The organism is Bacteroides sp. MSK.20.82, assembly GCF_019052485.1.
GTDB classification, from domain to species: domain Bacteria; phylum Bacteroidota; class Bacteroidia; order Bacteroidales; family Bacteroidaceae; genus Bacteroides; species Bacteroides thetaiotaomicron.
Map to the genome: position 1 here is coordinate 16,319 of NZ_JAHQUN010000008.1, position 21,152 is coordinate 37,470.

The following is a 21,152-nucleotide window of genomic DNA, read 5'->3' on the forward strand; positions in this document are numbered from 1 at the left end:
TGACGCTTCCCTGCTTGACGTCCCTATATAAAAGAAGCCCCTGCAATTCGAATGATCGAGATTGCAGGGGCTGTCTTTTTAAAGTGTTTTATTTGACTACTTCTGTCAATTTAGCCTGAAGACCTTCTCCATGAAGACCACGGGCAATGATAGTACCGTCGCCATCGATCAGAACAGTGTGAGGAATGCTGTTCACTGCATAAAGCTGTGCGCCTTCACTCTGCCAGAACTTCAGGTCAGACATTTGCGGCCAGGTCATATTCAGTTTTTTAATAGACTCTTTCCATGCAGCAGCATCCTGATCCAGAGATACACCGACGATTTCGAAGTTTTTGCCTTTGTACTGAGCGTAAGCTTCTACCAGGTTAGGCATTTCACGACGGCAAGGACCACACCAGCTAGCCCAGAAGTCTACCAGTACCACTTTACCTTTACCTGCGTAATCAGACAGTTTCACAGTTTTTCCTTCCGGAGTCTGCATTTCGAAGTCAATGAACTTAGTACCTACGGCAGTCTTCTTTTGTTTTTCAGTCTGTTCCTTAACTTTTACGATTGTTTCGTCATTTTGGAAATTAGCCGGGATTTGTTCCAGCAAAGCTGCATTCTCTTCAGTAGAGTTATTGTAGAAAGTCTGTTTGAACAAGAATACACCTACCGGGTTGGTGATGTTTTTCTGTACACCTTCTTTGATTACTTTATCATATTCTTCTTCCAGCCGGGCACCTTCTTTTTGTTTGGCTTCTTTCTGTTCGTCACTCAAAGAAGAATCTCCCATCGCTTCGTAGATAGCGTTCATCTTTTGGCTGATATCATTGATTTGAGTTCTGATTGCCTGGTAAGCGTCATTGTTTGAAGTACCGGTTGCAGAATCATTGTCCTTTGTCAGTGCAATGTTTATTTTGCCGTTTTCGAGGAAGAAATCAATCATCAGAGGTTCTCCGTTCACTTCGCAAGTGACATAACGGTTTACTACAGAATCCTGCGTGCCTTCGAAGGTAAAAGTACCTTTAGAGATGACTGCGGTATCTAGTTTTGTAAGATTTCTGCCTGTTGCTTCCTGAAGGTAAACAGTGTCGCCGTCAGCAGCGCCTTCTACTGTACCTGTGATAACGTATCCGGCTTTGTTTCCGGTACAAGCTACCATACCCAACGCTGCCGTCGCAATAACTAAATAAGTTAACTTTTTCATGCTTTTGTAAAATTAGTGAATAAATATTTATGCAAAGATAGATTTTTTTTCTGTCTGGCATCGAAAAACACTGTTATATTAGATTAACACGTAGGTGGAAATCGTAGAAATGTGTACCTTTGCAGCCCAAACTTTTAGTATGAATATGCAAGAAGACAAATCCATCATTGAGGTTAGCCATGTATCGAAGTTTTTTGGCGACAAAACAGCTTTGGATGATGTAACTCTGAACGTGAAAAAGGGCGAGTTTGTTACGATTCTCGGACCTTCCGGCTGCGGAAAAACGACATTGTTGCGTCTCATTGCCGGTTTCCAGACAGCTTCGGAAGGCGAAATCCGAATATCGGGTAAGGAAATCACACAGACTCCACCCCATAAACGTCCGGTGAACACGGTATTTCAGAAATATGCCCTGTTCCCGCATTTGAATGTATACGACAATATTGCTTTCGGCCTGAAGCTGAAAAAGACGCCGAAACAGACAATCGGCAAGAAGGTGAAAGCCGCATTGAAGATGGTTGGTATGACAGATTACGAGTATCGGGATGTAGATTCTCTTTCCGGTGGCCAGCAACAGCGTGTAGCTATTGCCCGTGCCATTGTCAATGAGCCGGAAGTGTTGCTGCTCGACGAACCGTTGGCTGCACTCGACCTTAAAATGCGCAAGGATATGCAGATGGAACTGAAAGAAATGCATAAATCTCTGGGCATTACATTTGTATACGTAACTCATGATCAGGAGGAAGCCTTGACATTGAGTGATACGATTGTCGTGATGAGCGAAGGAAAAATCCAGCAGATCGGTACGCCGATTGATATCTACAATGAGCCGATCAATTCATTTGTGGCGGATTTTATCGGAGAAAGTAATATTCTCAACGGAACGATGATTCATGATAAACTGGTACGCTTTTGTGGTACGGAGTTTGAATGCGTGGACGAAGGTTTCGGTGAAAATACTCCGGTGGACGTAGTCATCCGTCCGGAAGACCTTTATATTTTCCCGGTTTCGGAGATGGCGCAACTGACTGGCGTGGTACAGACTTCGATCTTCAAAGGGGTACACTATGAAATGACTGTGCTTTGTGGCGGATATGAGTTCCTTGTTCAGGATTATCATCATTTTGAAGTCGGTGCGGAGGTTGGTCTGCTGGTGAAGCCGTTCGATATTCATATTATGAAGAAAGAACGTGTATGCAATACGTTTGAAGGAAAGTTGCAGGATGCTACTCATGTAGAATTCCTTGGCTGTACGTTCGAATGTGCCTCTGTGGAAGGAATGGAATCCGGTACGGATGTCAAGGTCGAAGTAGACTTTGATAAAGTGATCCTGCAGGATAACGAAGAAGACGGTACACTGACGGGAGAAGTGAAGTTCATCCTTTATAAAGGTGATCATTACCACCTGACTGTATGGTCTGACTGGGACGAGAATGTGTTTGTGGATACGAACGATGTCTGGGATGACGGAGACCGTGTGGGTATTACTATCCCTCCGGATGCGATTCGTGTAATTAAAATAACCGATTAACAGGAAAGGAAGTGAATAAGAAGTTTATAGTATTTTTGTCATCACGTAAGAGCTGGACTCTTCCTTACATTATTTTCTCGGCGATCTTTGTGGTCATACCGTTGGTTCTAATTGTCGTGTATGCGTTTACCGATGATAACGGGCATCTGACACTCGCCAATTTTCAGAAATTCTTCGAACATCCCGAAGCTATCAATACCTTCGTCTATTCCATAGGTATTGCCATTATTACGACTCTTATCTGTATCCTGCTGGGATATCCCGCAGCCTGGATATTAAGCAACAGCAAGCTGAACCGTTCCAAAACGATGGTGGTGCTGTTTATCCTGCCCATGTGGGTGAATATTCTGGTGCGTACTCTTGCCACTGTCGCTTTATTCGACTTTTTCAGCGTTCCGCTGGGAGAGGGAGCACTGATCTTCGGTATGGTTTACAACTTTATCCCCTTCATGATCTATCCCATCTATAACACATTGCAGAAGATGGACCATAGCTACATTGAGGCAGCGCAGGACTTGGGGGCTAATCCTGTACAGGTCTTTTTCAAGGCAGTTCTCCCACTTTCCATGCCGGGAGTCATGAGCGGTATCATGATGGTGTTTATGCCGACCATTTCGACATTCGCCATTGCCGAACTGCTGACGATGAACAATATCAAACTCTTTGGTACTACCATTCAGGAGAATATCAATAACAGTATGTGGAACTATGGGGCAGCACTTTCGCTGATCATGCTGCTGCTGATAGCCGCGACTTCACTGTTCAGTACCGATGATAAGGATAATACGAACGAAGGAGGTGGGCTATGGTAAAGAAGATATTCGCTCAGACTTACCTGTGGGTATTGCTGCTGTTGCTATATTCCCCTATTGTGATCATTGTGATTTATTCTTTTACCGAGGCGAAGGTATTAGGTAACTGGACCGGGTTTTCGACCAAACTTTATTCATCACTGTTTAATACAGGTGCCCATCATTCTCTGATGAATGCCCTAGTTAATACCATTACCATTGCGCTGCTGGCTGCCACGGCATCTACCTTGTTGGGCAGCATTGCTGCCATCGGCATCTTCAACTTAAAAGCACGCTCGCGCAAGGCGATTGGTTTTGTGAATAGTATTCCTATTCTGAACGGTGATATCATAACCGGTATATCGCTTTTCCTTTTATTCGTATCTCTCGGAATCACGCAGGGATATACCACAGTGGTACTGGCGCACATCACTTTTTGTACTCCTTACGTCGTATTAAGCGTTCTGCCGCGCCTGAAACAAATGAATCCGAACATTTATGAAGCTGCCCTCGATTTGGGAGCTACACCTATGCAGGCTTTGCGGAAAGTAATCATTCCGGAGATTCGTCCGGGAATGATCAGTGGCTTTATGCTTGCACTGACACTTTCAATCGATGATTTTGCCGTAACTGTATTTACCATCGGTAATCAAGGGCTGGAAACGCTTTCCACCTATATCTATGCCGATGCCCGCAAGGGAGGTCTGACTCCCGAGCTCCGCCCGTTGTCCGCCATTATTTTTGTGGTGGTACTGGCTTTACTGATAGTAATTAATTACCGTGCCGGAAAAACGAAGAAGAAAGAATCATGAACATGTACTGCTACGTAAATAAAATGAAAAGGAATGATTACTCACCACGTGCTATGGAGATAGCTGAAAAGTATCTGAAAGCCATGAAACCGAATATTGCCGGTTGGGAAGCGGACTTCGGTAAGGAGATGATGACGAAGAATAAAGCATGGCTGAATATGACCTGGAGTGGCGATGCGATATGGGCGATTGAAGAGGCGAATGCGGTAGGAGTGGACCTTGACTACGTGGTTCCGAAAGAAGGAAGTAATATCTGGTATGATGGCTGGGTGATTCCTAAATATGCGAAGAATCCGGTGGCTGCCAGCTACTTTATCAACTTTATGTGCCGTCCGGACATTGCGTTGCGTAATATGGATTTCTGTGGATATGTGAGTTCTATCGCTACACCGGAGATTCTGGAAGAGAAAGTGGATACGACTCTGGATTATTATGCGGATTTAAGTTATTTCTTCGGTCCGGATGCCGACAGCATACAGATTGACAAGATTCAATATCCCGACCGTAAGGTAGTGGAACGCTGCGCTATGATTCGTGACTTCGGAGATAAAACCAAAGAGGTACTGGATATCTGGTCACGCATCAAAGGTGACAATCTGGGGGTAGGTATTACTATTCTGATTTTTGTTGTCGTAGCTTTGATGAGCGGATGGATGATTTATAAGAGATGGCAACGCTACAGCCGTCGGAAACAACAAAATCGCAGAAGCAGAAGAAAGAGAAAAAAGAATGTGAAGCGGTAAGTTAAAAACACCCGGTAATAAGCGGTGGATGATAAACGAATGATACGGTTAAAACCGGGCATCGTTTGTCATCCACCGTTTTTTATCCTACTCTTTTCATAGAACGGATGATGCCTTTCGTCTATAAAAAAAAGAGTGCGTCTTCTTTCGCAGACACACTCTCTTTTACATTTTATTCTGTAAATAATTAAACAGTCACCTTATTTCTTGGTCATATCAAAAGTAAAGGTAGTTGCCGGAAATTTATCAAACCGTTCTTCATTTACTGTAACTTCTGTTGCCTGAATAGCAAACTTCAGTTTCTGACCTTCATAAGCATAACTGCCTTTTTCGTCAGCCTTGATTGTCACTTTTACGGTGAGTTTAGGAGTTTCTTCTTCCCCTTCAGTTTTTCTTATGGGTTGTAGTTCCATTGCAATTTCCAATACCAAGGGTTCAGGTGACATTTGAAGTAAGATATTGTCTTTATTGTCGTTGAAAGCTGCTTGATAAGGGATTTTGTATTCTACATCTCCTACCGCTTTGATGATGGCTTCGGCTGCGTCCGGATCTTCGATAATGCTTTTGATCAGATCCTCTACCGGGAATTTGCTGATTAATATATGATTATCTTTTAATTCGGCATTTACGGTGACTCCGTCTTCAGCTTCATTCTCTGCATTTTCCAAAGGAGCGATAGAGGTTGTCTGCATTTTGCCGGAATAGGTGCCTTCTACATCTTTGAGAGAATATACCGGAATATTTTCATCATCATCACTACTACAAGAGGTAAAGATACTGGTCATACCCAATGCCATTGCCAATAAAACAAAACGACTTAAGCAACATACTTTTTTCATTTTAGTTAAAGTTTTCATACTTGTTAAACAAATTAGGTTATTAATTCTCAAAATTAAGGTGTACGTACATAGAGTAAATACCGGAAATAACGAAATACTGCATCATGGAAATAAAAAAGTACTCCAGTCACTTTCTCCGTGAAGACCGTGCTGGAGTACATTCGGACATGCTTTTAGTTGTCCGTTTTATTCCGACTATTTTTTCTTGATCGATTCTTTAGGTGTAATTCCGAAGTATTCTTTATACCTGTTGCGGAAGTTTTTTACATCCTTCAATCCGATCATTTCCGGTATGGTTCCGACAGGGTATTTCCCGCTTTCTAACAACTCGTGTGCCTTTTCCATTCGAACCGCTTCAATAAAGACGGTCGGGGCCTCGCCGGTCACTGACTTCCACTTATTGTAGAATTTCGTTCTGCTCATTTTCAAATGTGAGGCAATCGCATCGATAGTCAAATCCTCTTTCTCTATGCGTTCAAGAATATACTCTTTTACTTCATTGATCAATAGGCTTTTGCTTCCTTCAGTAGCTTCCTTGATCATTTCGGTTGGTTGTACTTGCAGAAAATGTTCTCCGAATACTTTGTGCAGGAATGCTTTTCTAAGAAGGCGGCTGTTCCTGATAAGAACAGCAATCTCTATCTTTAAATCCTCCACATGAAAAGGAGTATGCATGAATGTGTCTGCTAATGACGCTTCCCTTTTACTGCGTTGGTCGGCATCTATATGCGATCCGTAAAGGATGACTGGTATAATAGATGTTTCTTTAGACGTCTTCAGCCTTGAAGAAAGTTCATCACCGCCCATTCCGTTGAGCACTGTATCGCATATTACCAGATCCGGATGTTCATCTTTGATATATCCCAATGCGTCCGCTCCGTTTTCAAAACCTCTGACTATGTATTCCTCTGACAAACAGGTCTCCAGATAGGATCTGAATTCTTCGTTACTGTCGACCATAATCACGACAGGTCTGGATGAATTTCTTTTCTGCGAACTTTTATGGAATAAGGCATCGATCTTTTCTTCTTCTATATTCTTCTCTATATGAACCAAACTGCGTTCGGATACATTTTCATAAGAGGGTTTTACAGGAAAACGTAATGTGATCGTATGACATGAATTATTGATTAATATTTCTCCATTGCATATTTCTGTCAGTTTTTTGCATAAAGCACTTTTTGCAAAGTAATATTTAGATTCTGTTTTTTGTTTAATAAGATGTTTGCCGGAGCATTTATAGCATTTCATTAGGTTTTCATTTCCAGTATAACTCACTTTTATTATCCAATATTTGTTGCATAAAGATGCGTGTATAATAACTTTTTTTGAATATTCTGTATGATCTATTATATTCTTTATGAATTTCTCTATTACGGGAGATATTTTACTTTGATCTATCCACACGCTTGCATATTTGAATTCTGTTTGGATTTCTAATTTAATATGTCTGTTTGCTGCGTGATCTTTCAGAGAAGATATTTTATTTTTAAGGAAATTTCCTAATTCATGTTCCGTAATATTCATTTTTTGGGAATGAGCGGCTATTTGCTTCAGGTCCATTAATCTGGTTAAATGATCATTAAGGCAATCTATGTTGCGGATAGCCAGTGACAGCTCTTTTTTGATATTGTCTGGACAGTTATTACTATAGGTTGACTTCAAAGGCGTATGAAGCAATGTGATCGGGGTGCGAATGTTTCGGAAGGAATCCATGAAGTACTGATTTTCTTCTTTTAAGAAAGCAATTTCTTTCCGCATGGCAAAAGAATGAGACAAGAACCAATACAATAAAAGTATTCCTGCTGTTGAAAATAAAATTGGAAATAATTCACTTTGGGTGGTTGTAACTGCGATAATAGAAGTGTATAATGACGTTATAATTAAATATTTCATATTAATCTGTTTTTTTAGTAACGTCACTTGGTGAAATTGATCTATTCCTCTTGTTCGGGTTTGAAGCAAGGAAAAATGCACAGTATTATGGTCTCATGATTGTATATCAATAAGTTCAAATAACATGATCTCAAAATTATTTGTTCTTTGAAGGCTGATATCGGGAATGCGTAGTATATATGTAGAGTTTTAATTCTAATGTTTGAACCCTTTTGAAAGGAATAGGGCAAATCTCCTCCAAGTAACAATAATTAATTTGATTATTTTTTATTAAACATAAATGTTAAATATATTGTAAGTAATGCGGGCTGCTCAGGAGGTGCCCGTGCTTTTGGTTGGGTACTTTTGGAATAACTTCCATTTAGTACCAATTCAGATTCTCTCATTTTTGGGTTTTTGGATAATATATACGTATTTTTTTATAATATAATATTGCTTGTTCTTATGAGGTAAATATACGCCATAGTTATAAAAAATTGATATAATATCTGATTAAAAATAGAGACTTGTTACTTTTTGTATGATGTTTGCGATAAAATGTATTGAAAACTTGTATATTTTTAATACAATGTTATATTTATTGTTCGTAGAAAATAATAATGCTTGCTTATTTAAGGTTCTGCTTATTATTAATTTATGTTTAATAAAATCATAATTAGATCAAAACAGTCATGGAATTCTTTGTTTTTATTCCTGATTTGGGAGATTGATACGTAGATTTATAGTATGGTTCTATGGAGTATGCTTAATAAATTGGTATAATGCTATATATCTTTTCCTATATTTATCAGGTTGGTTTGAAGCATTCTACCATATGAATTAATAAATTCTCGCCAGCTATTAGCTGTTTGTTGCTTATGTTTTATTCTGTTGCACTTGTATAGCTACAGGGATGCATAACTGTAGCAGACTTGTTGCACAAGTCTGCCTGTCTGATTACTCCACTGTAACTTTATTGTTTCTTTATGATTGGATAGGGGGAATGAAAAAAAGTGCAGTTTTCTCCTATGAAAAAGTGAAAAGTATATAGATGATTTTTGTAAACTTGTAGAAAAAAGAACTGTTTTGTGGGCTTAAAGTGTTGATTAGTAATGCTGTGACATTTTTGCTTTTCCCCTTATAATAATTAGATTAGATACAAAAATGTCACAGCATTCATCTGATTATCCTCGGTTGCTACTTCTCTTCTTTTCTTGCCCGTAACTTTCCCTCCAGTTAATTATATGAGCGTTAGAAGAGTGAGTAGCTCCCGAAGGATATATTATCTAATAAATGTTGTATGAGTAATTCTTCACATGTTTCCTTCATTAAAAAGGAACATGTGAAGAAATACATTACTCTCTCACTTTAAACTACTTCTCCCTCTTTCAACAAAAGAGGGAGAAGTGTATTTTAATACTTCATCAAGTGTGATGCTTTAAAGCCTTTGATTAATAATTCTTTGGATAAGAATTACCGTCATAAGTACAAGTAGACTTGAAAGCTCCTTTTGCAACACCATTCAATACGCTTACAATGTTGTTGGCTCTAAGGTCATAGTAACCAATAGCACCAAAACCTTTATTTGCAACTTGTGTTGCATAAAGTTGGGCACTACTAGCAGATGGGGTACTGTTAAGGTTGATGGTTAATGGTGCCCATTTACTGTTCGGCATACCAAAATCTGTACCCCATGATGGATAGTTGAAGAATGCGTAAATGCCATAATCAATATAGCTATTAACTCCTGTAAGCTCACTTGTGTAGCCATAATTGAATACAGTAATCGTCTTACCTGGCATTTTGTTATGGAGCGCAGTAATCAAATTAGAGAAAGAACCTGTACTTCCAGATGGATAACCATTTCTACCGTATTCAGCCCATTCGTCGTCAAAGTCTACACCATCTAATCCATATTGACTAACAGCATTGGCAACGGCGGTAGCAAACTGTTCAGTCTGAGCTGAATTCATGTTTGCGAATCCGAGTCCTGTATGGTCACCTAATAGACCGAGTAAAACTTTGATACCTTTGTCTTGAAGAGGCTTAATCAGAGTGTCTTTGTGGTCCAAAATGTACTGTACATTTGGATTGTTATATAAAGTAGCGTCTGAGCCTACACCTCTTATGTTGGCAGCGAACAGAATTACATAATCGAAAAATGGAGCATCATCCATAATATATGACCCTGCATTAAGAGGATTGATATCATTTACTTCAATATAAACGATGTTTTTAATACCTGTGGCCGAACGGGTGACTACTTCAGATTGATTATTATCTGATTGGTTTACTGGCATTTCTTCTTGTGAGCATGCGCAAAATGCAAATATAGCGATAGATGACGCTAAAATTTTATACAAGTTTTTCATAATGTAAATTTTAAAATTGATTTAATGATTTTTCTTTTCTTATAATCAATGCGGAAGACATGTCTTTGGCATTGATAGGATACGTGTTTGGTGGAAGTTCCTCCTTCATAGTCTGATTTTTATGCGTAAATATTCTGCATCTCCTTTCTCAGTTTGTCCATATTCACAGATGCTTTATAAATATGAATGTTATATCTTAATAATCTTTAGGCATGAGAAGATCATGAATGTTGAGGTATTGATTATTTGGAGAGTTAATACCTGTTACAAAATATTCTTTTTCCATATCACATAAGTTACAGATAGCACCATAAGCCATATAAGTCGGTGCATAAGATTCCGTTCCTGCACTAACATAGTCTACTCTATTTACTACAAATACATGATTTATTCCAGCGGTTATCATTAGTGAGGGTTGAGTAAACATTTCTATCACTTGATCTAAAATATTTGCTTGCTCACTTGACATATGTATATCAGTATTTAAAGCTCCCCATTTTTCTTTGTTTAATCCTGCAATAGGACGTGTCCATTTTTCAGGAGTACTCCAAGGATCAATAATTGTGTTCAATTGATCACACCAAGCATAATCTAAAAGTTCTCCTAATTTCAAATTAGCGTCATTAGTGATCCCTTCCGGAGATTCAGAAGTTTGTGTATAGGTTATGATCTTGTTTCCTAGCTTATCTCGTAAAGATGCTACGAATTTGCATAGATTGTTTGAGTAATTAATGTTTTCATTACTTTCTTCATAGGAAAAATTAGCATCATATAGATTGACTCCATCTAAATGATATATATCAATCACTTGTTTTATTCTTTCTACAAATATCATCATTTCTTTTTCCCCCAGATTGGAAAAACCAATTCCTTCTCCCGCTCCCTTAATGGCAAGGCAAACTTTGTGGTCTAACTGTTGCAATGGAACGATGTACTTTTCACGTTTCTTTAGTACGTATGCCAGATCATCTTTTAGATATAAGGATGGCAACAGATTATCGTCTGCCTTGACGGTAGCGAACTGTAGGTTGATTATATCGAATGGATTGTAGTAATCTACTTCTGGTGATGAAAGAGACATAGACTCAAAATAGAGTTTGTTGAGCAGTAGAGGATTGGTGAATTCGGGATCTACCCCTGCTATCTGAATGAAGTTTTTCTTTATAGCGTTATATTCGGCAGGAGCCATTCCCCATACATTAATTATATAATATAATGTTTTGCGTTCACTAGACATGGCCGGGGAACTATTGTTCTCTTCCACTGTCAGAGGGAGTACATAAATAACAGAATCTTCTATGGCTTCATCATATTTGAAGGCAATAGAGACAGAGTTTGACTGCTGTTCTCCTTTCTCTATTGTCATTTTTCCACTGTTACCTAAATCTACGTATTCTGTAGGATACAGAGGGTAACTCGTTCCGTGCTTCGAATTGAAGTCCAGTACTTTGGATTCGTCTACTTTTACGGTGTAATTTCCTGTCTGTGAAGCCGGTTCTGTTAAGCTGATGTGAAATTGATCGCTCAAACTGGCATGGTCCATGTTTATCTGCGGGTTTTCCATCGCATAATTATCGCTTTGTAATATACCCATAGAAAGACCTATACCTCCGGTTTCGGGGAATGTACCGGCATCGATAGTAAGATCGTTATTTTCGCAGGCAGTCCCAATAAAACCTGCCGCAAATGCCAGAATCAGTATATGTTTCAATATTTGTTTCATATTTTGATTTTTATAAGTTTCTCATTTCTAATCTTCCCTATTCACTTGCGGAACTTCTATGCCGCTTGGCCATAGTTCCTCATTTTTTACGTCATATTCTTCTTTACTATTGAAATCTTTCCAATAACGAACAATGTGTGCATCGTTATGATATTTGGAGTAATCCTTGATATCATTGCCGCTTCCTTCATTGAATTTCCAGTAAGCAGCGAGGTGTGCTTCATTTTCCGGATCTTCAATGTCGTACATGTTTTTCCAGATTTCCTCTTGTGTACGTGCTACATCCCAGATACGTGCCTCACAGACATTACCGTTAAGTTGTCGGTCGATAAGCCAGCGGTCATTATAAGAACGTCCTATGTAGAAAAGCCAGTCACCGTCGCTTGCACCGGGAAAACTTTCCTGTTTGCGGTTGGCAAGTTTTATTTCAGAGAACTCGCTGTTGCCATAGTTAGTGCTTCGACTTTGTTCTTTTCCATTGACGTAGAAAATAATTGTTTTGGTGGCAATGTCGTACGTTAGTGCGAGATGGTACCATTCATTTTCTTTCAGTAATTTGGCTTTGTTGGCTTCGGGGAACTTTCCTGCCGGAGTCTGTATCTGCAACTGTTGGCGTGGGAAGCCTGCATCGCCTGCTCGGAAACAGAAATATTGCTCGATGCCCATCAGACTGGAAATGTCTGTATTGGCTTCGTCGAAATTGGATATACGGGTGATTATTTCAAAGGTGACAGCCTTCAAATTGTTCAGATGAGCAGCATTGCCGGCAGGCTCTGTTCCCCATTTGGGTACATAGAATCCGGGAACTTCGACGTAGCAATAGCGTAAGTCAACAGCGGTAGTGATGGCGCTGGAGCGTTTCACTATATACCAGTAGGTGGTTGAGCCATCCAATAGGCCTACACCTTGTGCGGAGTTAAGAGACACTGGGCAGAGATATGCTTTATCAATCTCCAATTCTGTCAGGTTTTCGAAATAAATATGTAACGGAGCAGAATTGATTTTGCCTGCGCGTATTGTCATTTCGTTGCTCTCCAATCGGTAATGTTTGGTCGGCAATATATCATAGCTGGTATTGTTTCGTGAGTTGTAGGCTTCTACTTGTGAAGGGTCAACTGTTACGTTGACTGTAACATCAGTACCGGCAGGATATGCCAGCCGGGCTGTGAAGCTCTTTTCGCGCTGAATAATCGTTTTGTTGAATGTCATAGTCTCCGATGTTTTGCTTTCGGCTACACTTAAATAGACACCGTTGTCGAAGGGGGCGCTTTTACTATAATCGGCATTGTCGCAAGCAGTGACAGCAAGTAACAACATGAAAATTGCGAATCGTATTTTTTGCTTTTTCATCTTAGATTCCTCCTGTGTTTATTTTAAAGGTGAAGGGTTTAAAGTCTGTATGGCACCACGTGTCTCCTTATAAGTGATGTTAGCGTGCGAATAGTCTGCAGCGACATTCTGTATCATTAAGCCGCCGATAGGCCCGCAATCTATTACCTGTATGGCGAAGAAAGGCACTTGTGAGACAAGCCCGTCATTATTGTCCGTAGTCATTAGCTCCGGATCGCCGGTAATGAGCAGCTTGTCCGAGGGAATACCTGCATAATAGATAGCTTCATTAATCAGAAGATGTAACTGGCTGGCATTTTTAGAGGACGTAGTATTGAGTACGTAGCGGGTGAATACATCCCGGTTCGCTTCGGGAATAAAAAGTGGATTACTTTCCAGAAAAAAGATTTTTCCATTTTTTGCTAACGGTGTAATCTTGTCAAGCAGTAACTGACGCATCTCGGCTATACTTGCATTGACTGTTGCGTTATTACCAAGTCCGATGTCACCGGTGTAGGAGATTGAGGCTCCGTCAAGCCCATTGTCGTTAATGGCGGATACCATTTGCTCTAAAGCGGGAGCCAGAAGTGTTTTGATTTCTTGTCCCGAACTTTCTGCGTTCTCTTTGATACTGCTCAGATTGAAACTAAAAAGAACCTTTGTTGCAAAATTAGTCTGCAATACAGGAATGTCTTCCAGATCGGCTGAATTAAGTGTTACCGCATTTTCCAGAATGACGGCATCAATGCTATCCGGCATCGAACGAAGAAAGTCTTTTTCTCCGTCTCCGCTATGTCCATTGTCGAAGCGTACACATACGGCATAGTGTTTGCGACTTTTATAGTTGCGAACAGCTTGTGTGTAGCGGGCATATAGTTCAGGGTTCTGACCATCGGGGGTAGTTACTCCGTAATCCACCTGTTCCGTTTCGGTCCAATCGTCACACGATGTCCACAGACAGCCTGCACCAATCGTGAGAGTAACGACAGTAAGGAAACTGAATATAAGGTTTTTATTTTTCATATTATCTTAGTTTTTAAAGATTTTTACTTGTTTGCTTTACGATCCCACCACACATGAGTGCCACCGGTATCTCCTCCTTGATTATTACTACTTTCCTTTATCAATACATTAATGGCATTGTTAAGGTGGAAAGAATTCTGGGTGTATTCTTCGTTGGGATACATGAGTCGGCGCATGCCGGCTTCGGTACTGACATTGCGGCCTTTGTTCACGACAACAGGCAATAATTTGGGATATCCGGTACGCCTGTGTTCACTCCATGATTCAATGCCGTTGGGGAAAAGTGCAATCCACTTTTGGGTAATGATACGTTCCAGATTCTCTTCGAATGCCTGTTCTCCCATTTCATTCCATTTTACTGTAATGTTGGCGGGGCTACCTGTGCTATACGAACCTAGCGGGTCAGTATAGCCACTTGGAGAAGCTATTGAATTCAGGTAGTCTTCTGCTCCGCTGGCTCCATGTTCTTCGAAAGAAAGCTTAACACCCGTTTCGTAGAAATCTTTGGCTTCACCGCCCATATTCCATTTGCGTAATGCTCCTTCAGCTCGCAGGAATGCTACTTCGGAGGCAGTCATCCATACATATGGATCGCTGGCGGTCATCAAACGATTAGAGTACGATGTTATCATGTCGTCATCAGAAAATGGTGAATTAATGCCGATACGCATGCCGTAATAACCTTCCTGATCGTTATTCTTCACCTTGGTAAAATATTTATCCCGACGTGGGTCTGCATAACCATTCATGTAACAGATGATATCGGCTCCTATACGATAGTCTTTCCAATCGTTGAAGCAGAGTGCTGAGCGATTTTCTGCTACATGGAATAAGGCATTGTCGTCGTTCTTTTCGATCACTCCTGCCGCTACGGCTTTCTCGGCAATGCTTTGAGCTTCGGTAGCCATATCGGTGTAGCATAGGCGCATAGCCATGCGTAGTTGTAGTGAATGGAGAAAAAGTCGCCATTGCTGCAGTTTTCCGTAGTAGACATCATCCAGCTTTTCAAATCCGCTATTGCCTTCTGTCATGTTGTCTTCAAGTGCCTGATCGGCTTCTTCAAGTTCTTGAAACATACGCATGTAGACATCTTTCTGTGAATCGTAAGCCGCATTCAGTCCATCGCTTTCAGAACCTTCTCCGGATACTAACACTTTGCTATAGGGGATAGGGCCGTAAATGTCCGTCACGCGTTGCATGATAGTTACTCGTAGCAGTTTGGCTAATGCAAGGGCTACAGGGGCATCTTCATGTTGTAAAACGGCATAATATTTAGGATATGTTTCTGATATAACATCTGTAAATGGTGCCTTCAACCAGTCGGTTTTAGGATTATAGGTAGAGTATTTCTCCAGCCATCCGGTACGTGTTTCACCGAAATATCCTGCATAAGAACCACCACACATGGCTTCCATGAATTGGTAAAGATGCTCTTGTGCAGGTATTACTAAGCCTTGCAGGCCTCTGATAGTGGAGCCGAGGTCGTAGTTTTCACGGCCGATTTCTTCGCTGTCCACTTCGTATTTATTACGGTTCATGTCCGTATCCATGCAACTTCCCAAAGGCAGAAGCAGGAAGGCTGAATATACTGCTATCAGCATATATCGCAGGTTTTTCATAAATTTCATGGTTTTAGAAGTTAAACTTAACATTAAACCCGATGTTGCGGGTGCTCGGCATCATGAAGTAATCTATCCCTTGATAATAGTTGCTGGTAGTAGCGACTGATTCGGGATCGAAAGGTGCTTTGCAATAAATCATCCAGAGATTACGCCCTACCAAAGACACGTTGATATCACATATGTTTTTCAACCAACGGCGGGGAATAGTATATCCGATATGTGCTTCTTGCAGGCGAATATTAGTTGCGCTGTAAGTATAGTATTGCGGGAGTCCGCTGGAACTGCCAATTGTTTCGTACCATTGCTGGGCATTGATCATAGTGCGTCCGTTGATAACTACACCGCCTGCGTCGCGGGCTTTTGCACTGGCTTCAGATACTCCGTATTGGTCGAGAGCTGCTTGCGTAGCAGAATAAACGATACCTCCCAACCGGCAGGAAAGCAGGAAGCCGGCAGAAACACCTTTGTATGTGAACTCATTACTGAAAGCAAAGTTGGCTTTAGGTAACACGCTTCCCAATTTGATCGGTTCTACGTTGGCATCTTTGGCCAAAGCACCATTGGCGTCCATCTCAATATAACCTTTGTCATTACGTACAAGGTCGGCTTTAGAGTAGAGGTCGCCCAAAGTTCCGCCTTCTTTCAAGATGAAACGTGAATAGCCCAGACCGTTCATCTCAAGTTCGGGTATATTGAGGATTTTACCAGTTTCGGGATGGTGAAAATCTTTTACCAGTTCTATGATCTTGTTTTTATTCCATGAGAAAGTAAAGTTGCTATTCCAGCCAAATTCATTCCAGCGGTGTCCATAACTTAACATTCCTTCCATACCCATATTACGTACATAACCTGTCTGTACGTAGAATTTGGAGTATCCGAAGGAAGCGGATATTTTGGGGTCGAAGGTTTGGTTATAAGTATTGGCATAGTAGAATGAAGCACTTAGGCGAAGGTCTTTGAAGAAAGTTGCGTCTAAGCCGACTTCCCATGAATCCGTACGTTCTGGATAAAGCTTACCGATAGGATAATGTGTTTTGGGTAGCCATCCTAATATCGTGGTATCATATTTATAAGTTGGGATAGTCAGGAATCGGGGGTAGGGCATACCTACGGAACTGAATGATCCGCGTACTTTCAAATAATCAATCCATTCGGGGAGCTTGAACATTTCGCTGATCACGCCGGAAAGTCCGACGGAGGGATAGAAGAAAGAGGTTTGTGACGAACCCAGTAATTGTGAAGCCCAGTCGTTACGTCCTGTTAAAGTAAGATAGAGCATACTCTTCCATCCCACTTCCGCACTTGCAAATATGGATTGGGTCATTTCTTCCCATCCTTCTTGTGTGGCGCGTTTCTTTGTGTTATCAAGGTCGAATACGTTGAATACATTAGGTATTCCTTTTTCCTGTATCGGACCGTTGTAGCCTAGCATATCATAGCTGTTGTCGCTTAATGATGTACCAATATTGGCTACGATAGTGAAGTCGCCCACTCTCTTGTTAATATTTACAAGAAAGTCAGCGTACGTCTGGCTGTTTCCACTCTTTTCTATGCCGTAGTATCCTTGTTCGCTACCTTCGGTAAGTGTAGTGATGGTACTTGCATAGTATTTTTGCTCATACGTGTTGTTTGAATTATCTATGCGGATGCGTCCTGATAAACTTAGCCAGTCGAGTACGTCGTAAGTTAATCCTGCAGAGAGCATATAACGTTTTTTACTGTTTTCACGTAGATTACGATAGGCTATCCAATAAGGATTCTGCATGCGGAGGTCACCTTCGCCCGATGGCCAGAACTGTTCGTTGATTTTGCGAGCTTCGTTGTAGCGTTCAAAGACCTTGACTGTAGAGAAATTATCACCACGCGGGTAAAGGTAAGCAGGAACTAAAGGATTGGAATACTGTCCCTGATTAGTCATATTACGGTCGTTTTGCAGGATGTAGCTGGCTCCTACGTCTAGCTTCATCTTGTCATTGAGGAAACTTGTAGTGTTGCGGAAAGTAAAATTATATCTGTTATACCTATTGTTGGGAATCATTCCGTCGGAGTTCAGCGCAGCGGCAGAGAAGAAAGTCTGGTTCTTTTCCGTACCGGTGGATAAAGTGACTGAATTGTTGTAAACAGCTCCTGTTTTTAGAAAGTCGTTGGGGGCGTAGCCAGGACTGTTTCCCATTTTCGGTCCCCAGCTCCATACGGTGGAACCGTCAGATTTACCGTTACTTCCTGTCCCGTAACGGTTTTGAAACTTAGGCATTACGAATGGTTTCAACCAGTCGATGCCGGTAGAAACACTGGCCTGTAATTTCCCTATTTTCCCTTTTTTTGTAGTGACAATAATAGCTCCATTTGCAGCATTGCTACCATAAAGGGCGGCTGCGGCTGCTCCCGTAAGAACGGACAGACTTTCGATGTCATCCGGATTGAGGTCGGCAATACTTTCCGTCTCTCCTTTTGAACCAAATTCTGTGCTGCCACCACCTCCGAAGTTATACATAGGTATACCGTCGATTACATAAAGTGCATTATTACTCTTTTCGATGGATTTTGTACCGCGCATCACTACTTTGCTGGCACCGCCGACACCGGAAGAACTGCTATTGATAATGACACCCGCTACCTTGCCACTCAAGCTGTTGACGAAGTTGGCGTCTTTGATTGTAGTCAATTGATCGCTCTTGACTTGTTGTACATTGTAACTTAACGCTTTTTGTTCGCGTTTGATACCTAGAGCTGTGACTACTACTTCGTTCAGCTGTTTAGTATCACTTGCCAATCTTATTTCATAGATATTCTTATCTGTTATTTTTACAGTTTGAGGTGTATATCCCACGTAAGTGAAGCTTAATGTGCTACCTTGAGGAGCCATTATATTGAAATTACCATCAATGTCGGTGATTGCACCTTCAGAGCTTCCTTCTACTTTAATATTCACTCCGATCAGTGGCTCATTATTTTCATCGATTACTATTCCACTTACTTTTTTTGTAGGAGTTTCTTTAAGTTTCTTGTCGGGAATAATCATGATATACTTATCTTTGAACTGATAAGTAAATCCACTTCCCCGAAGGATTTGCGAAAGGGCATATTCAAGTGTCGCTGCTTTTAGGTCAAGATTTAAAACAGGCTTGTTTTTCAGTTGCGAATCATTGTATCCGACAGAATAATCGGATTGTTTTTCTATTTCCTTAAGTGCCTCGATAACAGATATATTTTTCTTCTGAATCGTGATTTTGGCACTATTTTGTGCAAAGGAGGGTGTTTGCATCATCAACAAACAGAAAAAAAGTAAAAAACTTCTTCCCTTTGCGGTTTGATCTACTATAAATTCATAAATTTGTAGCATTTTCTTAGTATTAGGTTATTAACTAAATTATTTCACGGTAATTGAATAGAGTAAAACTCTAATATTGAGAATCTTGATTTCATATCCGGGATAGAGTTAGGGCTCCGTTCCGGATACTTTTTTGCATGAGTCTTTAGTGGTTAAAAAGGTTATTATATTGTTGTTTTTTTTACTGTTTTTCTTTTGGGATGATACCCGTTACTTGGGGATTAAGTAACAGCGGTCTCCTTGTATCTTATAGTCCATTTGACCTACTACATTTACTATCACATCCATTACCTCAGATAGTGGTGCCTGGTCTTTAAACCGGAAACTATATCTGTCGTCTTTCAGAGTTTTGAGCTGATACTCGAATGTATAAGGATATTTACGTTCAAGGATTGTGATGATATCTTTGACGGACATTTCTCTGAACACAAGTTCTCCACGTTGCCAGGCGGTAACTTCTTTCATATCCGGATGGTCCAGGCTATGGTAATGAGTATTTTTGTTATAAGCCAGCTGCTCATTCGGTTTTAGAATCACCTGCGATTTTAAATCATTGTATTCTACCAATACGCTTCCTGAAATCAATGTGGCTGCCAACACCGAATTTTCCGGATAAGCCGAAATGTTGAACTCCGTACCCAACGCCGTCACCTGAAAATCATTGGACTTGACGATGAACGGATGTTTCTTATCCGGTTTAACTTTAAAGTTAGCTTCACCGATCAAAAAGACACTACGATCTTTCCCGGTAAAGTTTTGTGGATATAAAAGTGTACTTTGTGAGTTCAGCTGTACCTGAGTTCCATCGGGTAAAGTGAGAGTCCTTATTTCAGCAGTTGGAATGTATTGCTGAATAAGAGTTTCTTGTATTTCTTTGCCGATGGTAGAAAGGTAAACAGAAGAAGCCGCTACTAAAAAGAAAACCGCAGCGGCAGCCTGCCATATATGAATCGGTCGGATTGTTCTTTTTCGTTGTATGGGAGGTATTCCGGCATTCTTTTTCAAAAGTTCATAAGCCTCCTGCATGTCGGTTGCAGTTCTCTGTTTATGAGCCTCATCCCATAATTTTTGTAATGCTTCGTCTTTTTCGGAAGTATGCTCTTCATCTACCAGCCACTTGTAGAAATCTTGCTGGGTAGATTCCGGATAGTCATTTCCGGTGAATAATGTTATTATTTTCTGAAAGTAATTCTTCATATTGAGGTATTAATGTTATAACTGTTATATTAATACTTCAATTAACTAAGGCAGCTTACTTAAGGGAGTAGCAGAAAAAATGCAAAAAAGATGATTTTTTTCATTTCAAGCAGAGTTAAGTAGATATGATGTTCCACTGTTCGTCTCGAAATATTTAGTTTTTCGGCTATTTCAAGATTGCTCATATGCTTGAAACGACTCATTTCGAAAATCATTCTGCGTTGTTCCGGGAGACGTTCGAGAACTAATTTGATGATTAGTTGCGCCTCTTTATAATAGATGGGGTTGAGTGTATCTTCTGATTGGAAAAGTTCGTCGATGAGAGTTTTTTCTATAATTTTCTCCTGATAAGCCAATTCTACTTTTTTGTGTTTGATAAAATTGAGAGTTGTACTTTTAGTAAGAGTATAGATATAAGGAGTCGGATTAGGAACTTCTGCCCATAATTCAGGCTTAGTCCATAGTTTAGTGAAAACATCTTGGGTAATATCCTTCGCGTCTTCTTCGGATTTAAGCAGCATTAGGGCGAAATATTTCACTACTGAATAATACTTCGTGAATATTGTTTCGAATTGTTGCGCTAAAAGTCTTTCGTCTTGATCTGGGGTCATCGGGTTAACAGATTATTGAAATCGAAAGACAAATGTAAACAAATTAAATTAAGATACGAAGAAAAAAGGAATAGTTTATAAAAAAGAAAAAAGATAGTGACACTATCCGGTCCGGATAGTGTCACTATATGAGTGGGATGCTGACACTATCGCAACAGGATAGT

14 protein-coding genes and 1 pseudogene are annotated in these 21,152 nt (G+C 40.4%); 4 read left to right on the plus strand and 11 right to left on the minus strand.

All coding sequences use genetic code 11. From position 1 onward, the window contains the following. Window positions 1-88: 88 nt before the first annotated feature. The gene (locus tag KTR07_RS09835) at window positions 89-1,189 is read right to left on the minus strand and encodes a TlpA disulfide reductase family protein (RefSeq protein ID WP_113748390.1); all 1,101 of its coding nucleotides are present in this window, start codon (window positions 1,187-1,189) and stop codon (window positions 89-91) included. A gap of 139 nt (window positions 1,190-1,328) precedes the next feature. On the opposite strand from KTR07_RS09835, the gene potA reads away from it, so the two are divergent. From potA to KTR07_RS09855, 4 genes and pseudogenes are all read left to right on the plus strand, one after another. Beyond that, window positions 1,329-2,720, plus strand: coding sequence for a polyamine ABC transporter ATP-binding protein (potA, locus tag KTR07_RS09840; protein ID WP_080973842.1), 1,392 nt, complete (start codon window positions 1,329-1,331; stop codon window positions 2,718-2,720). 11 nt (window positions 2,721-2,731) lie between these two features. Further along, window positions 2,732-3,532 (plus strand): ABC transporter permease, encoded by an 801-nt coding sequence (locus KTR07_RS09845; RefSeq protein WP_008762998.1) that lies wholly within the window; start codon window positions 2,732-2,734, stop codon window positions 3,530-3,532. Next, window positions 3,526-4,323 carry an ABC transporter permease gene (locus KTR07_RS09850; protein ID WP_055218498.1) on the plus strand — a complete coding sequence of 266 codons (798 nt, stop codon included), beginning with the start codon at window positions 3,526-3,528 and terminating at the stop codon, window positions 4,321-4,323. Before KTR07_RS09845 ends, KTR07_RS09850 begins: the two co-directional genes overlap by 7 nt. A 32-nt stretch (window positions 4,324-4,355) precedes the next feature. Further along, window positions 4,356-5,066: pseudogene (locus KTR07_RS09855) on the plus strand (extracellular solute-binding protein); the annotation flags it as partial. A gap of 200 nt (window positions 5,067-5,266) precedes the next feature. Here KTR07_RS09855 and KTR07_RS09860 read toward each other — a convergent pair. The 10 genes from KTR07_RS09860 to KTR07_RS09905 form a co-directional block, all read right to left on the minus strand. Beyond that, window positions 5,267-5,923, minus strand: a complete 657-nt coding sequence (locus KTR07_RS09860) for a DUF4840 domain-containing protein (protein WP_181981966.1) — start codon at window positions 5,921-5,923, stop codon at window positions 5,267-5,269. A 177-nt stretch (window positions 5,924-6,100) separates the two neighbouring features. Further along, window positions 6,101-7,801: a response regulator gene (locus tag KTR07_RS09865; RefSeq protein ID WP_055229499.1), complete on the minus strand. Its 1,701-nt coding sequence runs from the start codon at window positions 7,799-7,801 to the stop codon at window positions 6,101-6,103. 1,430 nt (window positions 7,802-9,231) lie between these two features. Then, window positions 9,232-10,152: a glycosyl hydrolase family 18 protein gene (locus tag KTR07_RS09870; protein ID WP_055300176.1), complete on the minus strand. Its 921-nt coding sequence runs from the start codon at window positions 10,150-10,152 to the stop codon at window positions 9,232-9,234. Between the two features lie 196 nt (window positions 10,153-10,348). Then, on the minus strand, window positions 10,349-11,875 hold the full coding sequence (locus KTR07_RS09875) for a BT_3987 domain-containing protein (RefSeq protein WP_061473164.1): 1,527 nt from the start codon (window positions 11,873-11,875) through the stop codon (window positions 10,349-10,351). Between the two features lie 27 nt (window positions 11,876-11,902). Further along, complete coding sequence (locus KTR07_RS09880; protein WP_072066276.1) at window positions 11,903-13,225, minus strand: DUF1735 and LamG domain-containing protein; 1,323 nt, start codon at window positions 13,223-13,225, stop codon at window positions 11,903-11,905. Window positions 13,226-13,243: 18 nt separating this feature from the next. Beyond that, entirely contained in the window at window positions 13,244-14,227 is a 984-nt protein-coding gene (locus KTR07_RS09885) for a glycoside hydrolase family 18 (protein ID WP_061473162.1), read from the minus strand. 23 nt (window positions 14,228-14,250) lie between these two features. Continuing rightward, on the minus strand, window positions 14,251-15,846 hold the full coding sequence (locus KTR07_RS09890; RefSeq protein ID WP_074858860.1) for a RagB/SusD family nutrient uptake outer membrane protein: 1,596 nt from the start codon (window positions 15,844-15,846) through the stop codon (window positions 14,251-14,253). A 13-nt stretch (window positions 15,847-15,859) separates the two neighbouring features. Then, the gene (locus KTR07_RS09895; RefSeq protein ID WP_113748391.1) at window positions 15,860-19,192 is read right to left on the minus strand and encodes a TonB-dependent receptor; all 3,333 of its coding nucleotides are present in this window, start codon (window positions 19,190-19,192) and stop codon (window positions 15,860-15,862) included. A gap of 198 nt (window positions 19,193-19,390) precedes the next feature. Continuing rightward, complete coding sequence (locus KTR07_RS09900; RefSeq protein ID WP_072066278.1) at window positions 19,391-20,377, minus strand: FecR family protein; 987 nt, start codon at window positions 20,375-20,377, stop codon at window positions 19,391-19,393. Between the two features lie 59 nt (window positions 20,378-20,436). Further along, entirely contained in the window at window positions 20,437-20,988 is a 552-nt protein-coding gene (locus tag KTR07_RS09905; protein ID WP_008763018.1) for an RNA polymerase sigma-70 factor, read from the minus strand. Window positions 20,989-21,152: the final 164 nt, after the last annotated feature.

Excerpts from the sequence above, each read along its gene's own strand:
- KTR07_RS09835 (WP_113748390.1), bottom strand. The coding sequence starts at position 1,189 with ATGAAAAAGTTAACTTATTTAGTTATTGCGACGGCAGCGTTGGGTATG.
- potA (WP_080973842.1), top strand. The coding sequence starts at position 1,329 with ATGAATATGCAAGAAGACAAATCCATCATTGAGGTTAGCCATGTATCG.
- KTR07_RS09850 (WP_055218498.1), top strand. The coding sequence starts at position 3,526 with ATGGTAAAGAAGATATTCGCTCAGACTTACCTGTGGGTATTGCTGCTG.
- KTR07_RS09860 (WP_181981966.1), bottom strand. The coding sequence starts at position 5,923 with ATGAAAACTTTAACTAAAATGAAAAAAGTATGTTGCTTAAGTCGTTTT.
- KTR07_RS09865 (WP_055229499.1), bottom strand. The coding sequence starts at position 7,801 with ATGAAATATTTAATTATAACGTCATTATACACTTCTATTATCGCAGTT.
- KTR07_RS09870 (WP_055300176.1), bottom strand. The coding sequence starts at position 10,152 with ATGAAAAACTTGTATAAAATTTTAGCGTCATCTATCGCTATATTTGCA.
- KTR07_RS09875 (WP_061473164.1), bottom strand. The coding sequence starts at position 11,875 with ATGAAACAAATATTGAAACATATACTGATTCTGGCATTTGCGGCAGGT.
- KTR07_RS09880 (WP_072066276.1), bottom strand. The coding sequence starts at position 13,225 with ATGAAAAAGCAAAAAATACGATTCGCAATTTTCATGTTGTTACTTGCT.
- KTR07_RS09885 (WP_061473162.1), bottom strand. The coding sequence starts at position 14,227 with ATGAAAAATAAAAACCTTATATTCAGTTTCCTTACTGTCGTTACTCTC.
- KTR07_RS09890 (WP_074858860.1), bottom strand. The coding sequence starts at position 15,846 with ATGAAAAACCTGCGATATATGCTGATAGCAGTATATTCAGCCTTCCTG.
- KTR07_RS09895 (WP_113748391.1), bottom strand. The coding sequence starts at position 19,192 with ATGCTACAAATTTATGAATTTATAGTAGATCAAACCGCAAAGGGAAGA.
- KTR07_RS09900 (WP_072066278.1), bottom strand. The coding sequence starts at position 20,377 with ATGAAGAATTACTTTCAGAAAATAATAACATTATTCACCGGAAATGAC.
- KTR07_RS09905 (WP_008763018.1), bottom strand. The coding sequence starts at position 20,988 with ATGACCCCAGATCAAGACGAAAGACTTTTAGCGCAACAATTCGAAACA.